Source organism: Pseudomonas sp. I2, assembly GCF_040984075.1.
In the GTDB taxonomy this organism is placed as follows: Bacteria; Pseudomonadota; Gammaproteobacteria; order Pseudomonadales; family Pseudomonadaceae; genus Aquipseudomonas; species Aquipseudomonas guariconensis_B.
In genome coordinates this window covers 123,306-133,057 of the sequence record NZ_JBCGFQ010000003.1, presented here as the reverse complement: position 1 = coordinate 133,057, position 9,752 = coordinate 123,306, and the positions used below count along the sequence as shown (strand labels likewise).

Below are 9,752 nucleotides of genomic sequence, written 5' to 3'. Positions count from 1 at the left end.
GGCGGGGTGATGCCGCCCGGCAGGTATCAGCGGGCCGCGGCGAGCTCTTGTTGGACGCTGCCGACGGTTCGAGGCCAAGGTTTACCAGCCTGGGCCTTGGCTGGCAAGTTCTTGATTGCCGCAACCGCTGCATCGCGGTTGGCGAAATTGCCATAGGTGACCACGTAGAGTGGCTTGCCCTGCAGGGTTTTGCGGAAGTAGCGATAGTCGCCACCCTGGGCCTTGACGAAGGCCTGGGCCGACGCTTCGGAGCTGGTACCGAGGATCTGTACCACGTAGTTGCCCGGTTTCTGGCCAGCGTACCAGCTACTGTTACCGACACCACCGGCGGCCGGCTTGGCGCTGGCGACCTGGGTCGGTGCCGGGGCCGGCTTGGCAGGCGCAACCGGCTTGGCCGGCTGGGTGGCGACAGGCTTCTGCGCAGGTGCAACCGCGACCGGCTGGGTGGGCGCGCTGGTGGTCGGCAGTGCCTGGGTCGGCGCCGGGCCGGCCGGTACGCCCTGAGGCGGCGCGGTGGTGGTCACGGTCGGCGGGTTGCCAGGCTGCAATGCGGTGTTGCCGGCCGGGCCGCCTTCTTCGCCATCCCCCATGCCTGCCGCCTGGGCCAGCGGCTCGCGCATCACCGGTTGCGACTGGCCGACCAGCGGCAACGGCGTGGGCTGGGAGGAACCGGAGAATTCGATCGCCGGGCCGCCATTGCCGGGCTGGCCCTCTCCCAGCGGCAACTGGGCCTGGGCCACAGGTTCCTCGGCAGGTGCCTTGTCTCCCTTCTTGGGCATCAGCACCGCGGCGGCCACGGCGACCACGACGACAGCAGACAGCGCGAGCACGTGTTTCTTAGGCATATTGAACCCCATGGATGGTCGCTTGGCCGTACTGCGGCTGGCGATCATGGCTTCGATCAAGGTATCGCGGGCAACCTGGTTGATGGTGCCAGGCCAGCCGTCGGAGTTTTCATGGATATCGACGATCTGTTCGCGGGTGAACACCTCGATGCCCCGGCCCGCGCCTTCCAGGCGCTGCTCCAGGTATTCGCGGGTCTCTTCTTCACTGTAGGGGGCAAGCTCGATGACGTGGAAACGCTCCCCACCGACATCGAGCCCCTCCAACCCAGCGATCAGTGACGGCTCGCCGAACAGGAACACGTGCGGACGCCCTTCCGGGACACCTGCCGCCAGTTCCAGCAAGGCTTGGAGTGCCGAGTCGTCGAGTTGTTCCGCATCGTCCACCAGCAGATAGACTTCCTGGCCGGTCAGCGCCAGTTGCACCACCTGGGCGAGGATCGCCTGGACCTCGGCATGGGCCACGTCGAGCGCCTGAGCTACCTGGCCGAGCACGCTGGCAGCATCGCCCGCGCCACGGGCGGACACCACCACGCTCTGCACCGACTGTTTGTTGGTGCTGGCCACCAGGGCCTGGCGCAGCAGGGTCTTGCCACTGCCCAGGGGGCCGGTGACCACCAGCATCAGCTGGCTGTAGCGCGCCAGGTGATGCAACTGGCCCAGCACCGGCTTGCGTTGGGCGGGGAAGAACTTGAAACCGGGCACGCGCGGTGCGAACGGGTCATGGTTCAACTGGTAGTGGTCGAGAAACGCCTCATCGGCATGCAAACTGGTCATCGCGCTGTCACAACCTCAAAGCTGGGCCACGATCGCGCGGTAATCCGCCGCCAACGTGGCCTGAAGGATCTCTTTCGGATAGTCGTCGGTGACCACGGCTTCCCCCAACTGGCGCAGCAGCACCAGGCGCAGGCGACCGTCGAGCACCTTCTTGTCGACCGCCATGTGCTCCATGAAATGCGCCGGGGTCATTTCCTGTGGTGGCACCACCGGCAAGCCTGCCGCCTGCAGCAGGCGAATTCCGCGATCGCGCGCCGGCTGGTCGATCCAGCCCAGGCGCATGGACATCTCCAGGGCCATGACGGTACCTGCCGCCACGGCCTCGCCATGCAGCCAGACGCCGTAGCCCATGTGGGTCTCGATGGCATGGCCGAAGGTATGGCCAAGGTTCAGGGTCGCACGCACCCCCGACTCCCGCTCGTCGGCACCGACCACCGCGGCCTTGGCCGCGCAGGAGCGGCGGATGGCCTCGGTCAGGGCGGCGGACTCCAGGCGGCGCAGGGCCTCCATATTCTCTTCGAGCCAGCTGAGGAAAGGCTTGTCGCAGATCAGGCCATACTTGATGACTTCCGCCAGGCCCGCCGACAGCTCGCGCTCGGGCAGGGTCTTGAGGCTGGTGGTGTCGATCAGGACCGCGTTGGGCTGGTAGAAGGCCCCGACCATGTTCTTGCCGAGCGGGTGGTTGATGCCGGTCTTGCCGCCGACCGAGGAGTCCACCTGGGACAACAGGGTGGTCGGCACCTGGATGAAATCCACGCCGCGCTGGTAGCAGGCTGCGGCGAAGCCGGCCATATCGCCGATCACACCGCCGCCCAAGGCCACCACGGTGGTGCGGCGGTCGTGCCGTGCGCTGAGCAGGGCGTCGAAGATCAGTTGCAGGGTTTCCCAGTTCTTGTAGGCCTCGCCGTCGGGCAGCACCACCGGCAGCACCGAATAGGCGCCCAGCGTGCGGCTCAGGCGCTCGAGATACAGGGGCGCGACGGTTTCGTTGGAGACGATGGCAACCTGCCGCCCAGCAATGTGCGGCGCCAGCAGTTCGGGCTGGTCCAGCAGGCCTTCGCCAATGTAGATCGGGTAGCTACGTTCGCCCAGGTCGACCTTTAGTGTCTGCATGTATCCCCACAATGTACTAGGGCGCGGCATCGCCCAGGCGACCCGCGCGGTCACGTTGAAACCCGCCTCGGCGTTGGTCGCCGAGAATAGTCCCGGCTTACCGGGGCGGCAACTTCTGCAGGCGCTCGAGGATGTCGAGCACCACCATGCGCGGTGGCCGTTCGTCGGTTTCCACCACCAGGTCGGCGATCTCCCGGTAAAGCGGGTCGCGTGTCTCCAGCAGGGTACGCAGGGTCGCCTCCGGGTTGGCGGTACGCAGCAGCGGCCGGTTACGGTCACGGGCGGTGCGCCCCACCTGCTGCTCCACCGAGGCGTGCAGGTAGATGACCCGGCCGCCTTCACGCAATGCCTTGCGGTTGGCCTCGCGCATCACGGCGCCACCGCCGGTCGCCAGGACCACGCCGTCAAGCGCACTGAGCTCGGCGATCATCGCCTGCTCGCGGTCACGAAAGCCCGGCTCGCCTTCCTTGTCGAAGATCCACGGGATGTTGGCGCCGGTTCGCAGCTCGATTTCCTTGTCGGAATCCTTGAACAGCAGGCGCAGCTCTTTGGCCAACAGGCGCCCGATGGTGCTCTTACCAGCGCCCATGGGCCCCACAAGTATCAAATTTCGCACAGAATCAACGACTCACAGCAATCGCCTGGTCACTCATGATACGCGGAGTCAGGAAGACCAGCAGCTCGGATTTTTTCTCTTGTAATGCATCGCGTCGAAACAGCCGTCCAACATACGGCAGATCGCCCAAAAATGGCACCTTGTCGACCACATTGTTTTGCGTGGTCGAGTACACCCCGCCGATCACGATCGTTTCGCCATCGGTCACCCGGACCTTGGCATTGACCTCGTTCTTGCGGATCGGCGGCACGTCGTTCAGTGCATTGACGTAGTCAGGCTCGTCCTTGGTCACCCGCACGGTCATGATGACCTTGCCGTCCGGGGTGATCTGCGGGGTCACCTCCAGCGACAGCGATGCCTCGCGAAACGAAACGGAGGTGGCGCCGCTCTTGCTGGTTTCCTGGTAGGGCACCTCGGTGCCCTTGAGGATCCGCGCGGTTTCCTTGTCCGCCGTCACCACCTTGGGCTGGGAGATGATTTCGCCGTTGCCGCTCTTTTCCATGGCGCTGAGTTCGAGGTCCAGCAACGTGCCACCACGTAGCAGGCCCAGGCCAATGGCCGAGGTCGCCCGTTCCACGCCCAGGTCGACGAACAGGTCGCTGCCCAGGCGGGCGTTCTCGCCCTTGAGCGGGGCTCCCCAGCGTACGCCCAGGCTTTTCTCGTAGTCGACATTGGCTTCGACGATGCGAGCCTCGATCAGGACTTGGCGCACCGGCACGTCCAGTTGAGCCACCAGCTGTCGCAGTTCGGCGAGGCGGTCGGCGGGCTGGTGAACGACCAAGGTGTTGGTGCGGGCATCGACGCTCAGGCTGCCGCGCCCGGTGAGGATGCCATCGTCGGCGAGCGTGGCCAGCAGCAGCTCGGCCAGCTCCGAGGCCTTGGCATGATGGATGGGCAACAACTCCCGGCGCATGGGCTGCAGTTGCGCATCCAGCGCCTGGCCAAGGCGGGCCTCCCGGGAGTGCTCCGCCAGTTCGGCTGCCGGTGCCACCAGCAGCACGTTGCCCTCTTCGCGCCGGGCCAGCCCCTTGCTGCGCAGTACCAGGTCCAGGGCCTGGTCCCAGGGCACATCCTCGAGGCGCAGGGTGATGTTGCCCTGTACCGCATCGCTGGCAACCAGGTTGATGCCTGCGTAGTCGGCCAGCACCTGCAGCACCGAACGCACTTCCACATCCTGGAAATTCAACGACAGGGGTTCACCCCGGTAGATCGTCGCCGATGCCACCTGAATCGGCAGCATCACTGCCATTGCCCACGTCGACAGCCGTTTCACGCTCATCCCTGACCTCTTTGCCCACAGGCTTCCTCAATGCTAGGTAGGTCGACCGCTCGTGCCACGCCCCGCCGAGGAACAGGCGCTCGCGCACTTCGACCTGCTGCCGGTCGACCCGTACCACGACGCCGTCGCCCCGCCCCAACCGGTCGCCGGGCGCCACCCGGTAAAGCCGCCCGGCTGACCACAGCAAGGCCTGGTGCTGGCCAGCCCGCGACAGGCTGCCGACCATCTCCAGCTGCGCCAGCGGTATCCTCGCCAGGCCGCCCGAGGCCATGCGCGATGACCAAGGCAGGAACAGGTCTGCCTGCGCGCCCTGCACGGCTGGGCGGGCCGGCTCGTCCGCCAGCGATGCCGGCGGCGGCAATACCTGGCCTGGATGGTAGGCATTCACGTCCAGGTCCAGGCGCAGCAACCCCGACGGCTCATCCACCCTGGCAAGCCGCAGGCCTGATACACGCAGCAGGCGCACCTGGCCCAGCCACTCCTCCAGCCAGGCACGCAAGGCCGCATAGTTCCCTACCACCTGGAGCTTCAAAGGCACCTGCCGATAGCCGGCCTGCGCGACTTCATCCAGCACTTCGAGCTGCTCGAAGATCAGCCCATGGGCATGCCCGGAGCTCGCCAGCTCATCGAGCAGGTCGCTCATGCCGACACCCGCCGAAAGGCGCCAGCGGGCCTCCCGCAACTGGTGTTCGGCATCGGCCAGCGCCACCTCCGCGGATGCCAGCTCGCGAGCCTGGAGCGCCCGCTCCTGCCACATGCCATCCAGTTCGTGTGCCCGTGCCTGGCCAAGCCGGTAGGCCTGATCCGAGCCCTGCAAGCGGACCAACCAGCCCAAGGCGATCACCAGCAGCGAAACCGCAACCAGGGTCGCCCCCATGGCCACCCGGGACGTTCCGATAGCTTCCAGCCAGCCACGCGCCGATGCCACGATCATGACCAGGACGCCAACAGACGCGCCACCAACTGGAACTCATCGCCTTGCGGTAAATGGCGCAGTTGCTTCAGCTCCAGGCCCTGCAACACAGGCGCACGCTCCAGGTCGCGCATGAGCTGGGCCAGCACCGCGGGAGACGCTGCCACGCCAACGACCTGCAAGCGACCACCCTGCAGCGTCAGTTCAGTCAGGTGCAAGCCGCCGGGCATTGCCCGCTCGAACTCCGCGAACATCGCCACAACCAGCCCCTGGCCTGCCCGCAGCTCGGCCAAGGCCGCATACTGCGCCTGTATGTCGTCACGCGCCTCCTGCAGGGCTGCGATTCGCTGCAACTGCGTCTCCAGGCTTTCCACGGCCGTCTGTCGACCAGCATTGGCCAGTGCCTGCTGCTGCAAGCGCTGGCGGGCCAGATGATCGAGCAGCATCACACCACAGAAGGCGAGCAGCAGGCTGACCACCAGTGCGAGCTGGAATCGCCGCACCGCCGCGCGACGTTGCCGCTCCCGCCAGGGCAAAAGATTCAGACGTACCATCAGTGCGCCCCTCCCAACGCCAGGCCACACGCCAGCGCCATGGGCGAGAAGTCACGCAACAGCGCCTGGGTAGCGGCCTCGTCAGTTCCCGCTGCCAGGTCGATGCAGGGCACCAAGGGTTCGCAGGGGATGCCCAGGCGCACCTTCAGCGCCTCGGCCCAGCCCTCATCCGCAGGAGCGCTTGCCGCAATCCAAAGGTGCTCGACCCCGATCGTAGGCAGGTTATGGTGCAGCAGTTGGCCAATGCCCTCGAGCCTTCGCTCCCACGAGTCCGAACGCGCGAACCGCAGCGCCAGCCGTTGCGGCAAGCCGCCCTGCGGCCAGGCATGCAGGGTCGCACTGTCTGCCTCGAGCCGCAGCAACCCCGTCGACGCGCTGCTGGCCGAGGGCAACAGGCGCCCTAGGGCAATGCTGTCGACTTCCGCCGCCTCGGCGTGCAAGCCCGCATCCTCGAGCAACTGCTCCAGCGGTTCGAGCAGGCCTTGACGGCACGCGCCCACCAGCACGTCCACATGGCCAGGCTGCCCCGACGCAGGCCCCAGGATCTGGAAATCCAGGGCCAGGTCCTGTAGTGGAAAGGGAAACAGGCGGTCGGCATCCGTGAGCAACTGCGCCTCCATCTCCCCCGCGGACAAGGTCGCCGACAAGTGGCAGACCTTGCAGATCACCTCCGAGCCTGGCAACGCGATGGCCGCCCGGCACTGTCGGCTGCCGCTGCGCAAGCGCGCCCGGCGCAATGCATCCATCACGGGTTGCGGGTCCTGGGAGGCGTCACCGCGCCAGGGCGTGTCGAAGGGCTCCAGGGCCCAAGCGGCCACAACCCGACGCCCACGACGCCGGTGCAATTGAAGGATTCGTACGGAGTCGGAGGCAATTTCTACCCCCAGCAGTGAACCGGCATCCCTGCCGAAGCGTCCAAGCATGGCTATTTCCTGAGAAATCGTAGCGATATCGCGCCGTCGGATCCGGCCGCCAGGGCCGGCCGGTCGCCCCGGCGAGGCTAAAAATGCTTATAATGGCCAGCGTTTTTTCCCTGTCCGCCGGACCCGCGTGCAATCCACTCCCAACCTGGACACCCAAAAGCCTTGATACGCCTGCTGAAGTTCTTCTGGTGGTCTTTCGTCGCAGTCATCTGTGCGCTCGTACTCGGTGTGAGCGGTGCGTTTCTGTATCTTAGCCCCAGCCTGCCCTCGGTCGAGTCCCTTAGAAGCATCCAGTTGCAGATCCCCCTGAGGGTGTACAGCAGCGACGGCAAGCTGATCGCCGAGTTCGGCGAAATGCGGCGTTCGCCGATCCGTTTCGCGGATATTCCCCCGCAGTTCATCCAGGCACTTCTGTCAGCCGAGGACGACAATTTCCTCAATCACTACGGGGTCGACCCGAGCAGCCTGATGCGTGCCGCGACCCAGCTGGTGAAGTCCGGCCATATCCAGACCGGCGGCAGCACCATCACCATGCAGGTGGCGAAGAACTTCTTCCTCACCAGCGAGCGCAGCTTCTCGCGCAAGACCAACGAGATCCTCCTGGCCTTGCAGATCGAGCGCGAACTGACCAAGGACGAGATCCTCGAGCTGTACGTCAACAAGATCTACCTGGGCAACCGCGCCTACGGCATCGAGGCCGCCGCACAGGTGTACTACGGCAAGTCGATCCGGGACGTGAGCCTGGCCCAGATGGCCATGATCGCCGGCCTGCCCAAGGCGCCATCGCGCTTCAACCCGCTGGCCAACCCGGTGCGTGCCAAGGAGCGACGCGACTGGATCCTCGGCCGAATGTACAAGCTCGGCAAGATCGACGAAGCCAGCTACCAGGCAGCCCTGGCCGAGCCCCTGAACGCCAGCTACCACGTGCCGACACCGGAAGTGAACGCCCCCTACATCGCCGAGATGGCCCGTGCCGAAATGGTCGGGCGCTATGGCAGCGACGCCTACACCGAAGGTTTCCGCGTCACCACCACGGTGCCGAGCGACATGCAGGAGATGGCCAACAGGGCCGTACTCGATGGCCTGTCCGACTACGACGAGCGCCACGGCTACCGGGGCCCCGAGTCGCGCTTCCCGGGCAAGACCCGCGCCGCCTGGCTGCAGGAGCTGGCCAAGCAGCGCACGCTTGGCGGCCTGGAGCCGGCCATCGTCACCCAGGTCGACAAGGCCGGCCTGAAGGTGCTGACCCGCAACGGCGAGGAACAGGACGTGGCCTGGGAAACCATGAAGTGGGCCCGCCCCTTCCTCAACAGCAATGCCCAGGGGCGCTCGCCGCAATCGCCCGCGGACGTGGCCCAGATCGGCGACCAGATCCGCGTGCAGCGCCTGGACGACGGCACGCTCAAGTTCAGCCAGGTACCTGGTGCGCAGAGCGCGCTGGTCACCCTGGACCCGTACAGCGGCGCCATTCGCGCCCTGGTGGGTGGTTTCTCGTTCGAGCAGAGCAACTACAACCGTGCGATGCAGGCCAAGCGCCAGCCAGGCTCGAGCTTCAAGCCATTCGTCTACAGCGCCGCGCTGGACAATGGCTACACCGCCGCCAGCCTGGTCAACGATGCGCCGATCGTGTTCGTCGACGAGTACCTGGACAAGGTCTGGCGCCCGAAGAACGACACCAATACCTTCCTCGGCCCGATCCGCATGCGCGAGGCGCTGTACAAGTCGCGCAACCTGGTGTCGATCCGCCTGCTGCAAGCCATGGGCGTGGACCGCACCATCGACTACATCGCCAAGTTCGGCTTCAACAAGCAGGACCTGCCCCGCAACCTATCGCTGGCCCTGGGCACCGCGACGCTGACGCCGATGGAGATCGCTACCGGCTGGAGCGCCTTCGCCAATGGCGGCTACAAGATCAATCCGTACCTGATCGAGCGCATCGAGAGCCGCAACGGCGAGACCCTGTTCACCGCCAACCCGGCACGGGTACCGCAGGCCAACGAGGACCAGGCCGGCCTCGCCGCGCCGGAGCAGCCGATCAGCACCGAGGCATTGCCCGGCGAGGCACCGTCGGCCCTTGGCCAGGTGGCGCCGCCACCCCAGCTGCCGGCGGTGGCCGAGCGCATCATCGACGGGCGCACCAGCTACATCCTCACCAGCATGCTCCAGGACGTGATCAAGCGCGGCACCGGCCGCCGCGCCCTGGCCCTGGGCCGCAGCGACCTGGCGGGCAAGACCGGCACCACCAACGAGTCCAAGGATGCCTGGTTCTCCGGGTACAACGCCGACTACGTCACCACCGTATGGGTCGGTTTCGACCAACCGGAAACCTTGGGTCGCCGCGAGTACGGCGGCACCGCTGCGCTGCCGATCTGGATGAACTTCATGGGCGCCGCGCTCAAGGACAAGCCAGAACATGCCCCGGCCGAGCCGGAAGGCATCCTCAGCCTGCGGGTCGACCCGATCAGCGGCCGGGCGGCTACGCCGAGCACACCGAATGCCTACTTCGAACTGTTCAAGGCCGAGGACTCGCCGCCTTCGATGGACGAACTGGGCAATGGCGTCGTACCCGGCAGCCCACTGCCAGCCGACGAGACGGCGCCTATGGATCTCTTCTGAGCTACACGCTGCAAGCTGTCTTGCGCTGAGCCAGATGCCGAGCAAGGTATCGAAGCCTGCGCAACACCTCTTGCAGATCGAAGCTCGAAGCAAAAAAAAACCGGCTCATATGAGCCGGT

At 66.0% G+C, this 9,752-nt stretch carries 8 protein-coding genes; 1 reads left to right on the top strand and 7 read right to left on the bottom strand.

Going from position 1 to position 9,752, the window contains the following annotated elements:
• Positions 1 to 26: 26 nt before the first annotated feature.
• From WCE05_RS02735 to pilM, 7 genes are all read right to left on the bottom strand, one after another.
• Complete coding sequence (locus WCE05_RS02735) at positions 27 to 1,619, bottom strand: SPOR domain-containing protein (protein ID WP_368815401.1); 1,593 nt, start codon at positions 1,617 to 1,619, stop codon at positions 27 to 29.
• Positions 1,620 to 1,634: 15 nt separating this feature from the next.
• Positions 1,635 to 2,732, bottom strand: a complete 1,098-nt coding sequence (gene aroB, locus WCE05_RS02730; RefSeq protein WP_225787532.1) for a 3-dehydroquinate synthase — start codon at positions 2,730 to 2,732, stop codon at positions 1,635 to 1,637.
• Positions 2,733 to 2,829: 97 nt separating this feature from the next.
• Positions 2,830 to 3,348, bottom strand: a complete 519-nt coding sequence (gene aroK, locus WCE05_RS02725) for a shikimate kinase AroK (protein ID WP_225787533.1) — start codon at positions 3,346 to 3,348, stop codon at positions 2,830 to 2,832.
• Positions 3,349 to 3,352: 4 nt separating this feature from the next.
• Positions 3,353 to 4,627, bottom strand: a complete 1,275-nt coding sequence (locus WCE05_RS02720; RefSeq protein ID WP_225787534.1) for a type IV pilus secretin PilQ — start codon at positions 4,625 to 4,627, stop codon at positions 3,353 to 3,355.
• Positions 4,545 to 5,561: a pilus assembly protein PilP gene (locus WCE05_RS02715; RefSeq protein ID WP_225787535.1), complete on the bottom strand. Its 1,017-nt coding sequence runs from the start codon at positions 5,559 to 5,561 to the stop codon at positions 4,545 to 4,547. The genes WCE05_RS02720 and WCE05_RS02715 overlap by 83 nt, the downstream gene beginning before the upstream one ends.
• Positions 5,558 to 6,094, bottom strand: a complete 537-nt coding sequence (locus WCE05_RS02710) for a PilN domain-containing protein (protein ID WP_225787536.1) — start codon at positions 6,092 to 6,094, stop codon at positions 5,558 to 5,560. Before WCE05_RS02710 ends, WCE05_RS02715 begins: the two co-directional genes overlap by 4 nt.
• The gene (pilM, locus tag WCE05_RS02705; protein WP_368815400.1) at positions 6,094 to 7,017 is read right to left on the bottom strand and encodes a type IV pilus biogenesis protein PilM; all 924 of its coding nucleotides are present in this window, start codon (positions 7,015 to 7,017) and stop codon (positions 6,094 to 6,096) included. The genes WCE05_RS02710 and pilM overlap by 1 nt, the downstream gene beginning before the upstream one ends.
• Before the next feature lie 162 nt (positions 7,018 to 7,179).
• Here pilM and WCE05_RS02700 point away from each other — a divergent pair, with 162 nt between their 5' ends.
• The gene (locus tag WCE05_RS02700; RefSeq protein ID WP_368815399.1) at positions 7,180 to 9,633 is read left to right on the top strand and encodes a penicillin-binding protein 1A; all 2,454 of its coding nucleotides are present in this window, start codon (positions 7,180 to 7,182) and stop codon (positions 9,631 to 9,633) included.
• Positions 9,634 to 9,752: the final 119 nt, after the last annotated feature.

Excerpts from the sequence above, each read along its gene's own strand:
- WCE05_RS02735 (WP_368815401.1), bottom strand. The coding sequence starts at position 1,619 with ATGACCAGTTTGCATGCCGATGAGGCGTTTCTCGACCACTACCAGTTG.
- aroB (WP_225787532.1), bottom strand. The coding sequence starts at position 2,732 with ATGCAGACACTAAAGGTCGACCTGGGCGAACGTAGCTACCCGATCTAC.
- WCE05_RS02720 (WP_225787534.1), bottom strand. The coding sequence starts at position 4,627 with ATGAGCGTGAAACGGCTGTCGACGTGGGCAATGGCAGTGATGCTGCCG.
- WCE05_RS02715 (WP_225787535.1), bottom strand. The coding sequence starts at position 5,561 with ATGATCGTGGCATCGGCGCGTGGCTGGCTGGAAGCTATCGGAACGTCC.
- WCE05_RS02710 (WP_225787536.1), bottom strand. The coding sequence starts at position 6,094 with ATGGTACGTCTGAATCTTTTGCCCTGGCGGGAGCGGCAACGTCGCGCG.
- pilM (WP_368815400.1), bottom strand. The coding sequence starts at position 7,017 with ATGCTTGGACGCTTCGGCAGGGATGCCGGTTCACTGCTGGGGGTAGAA.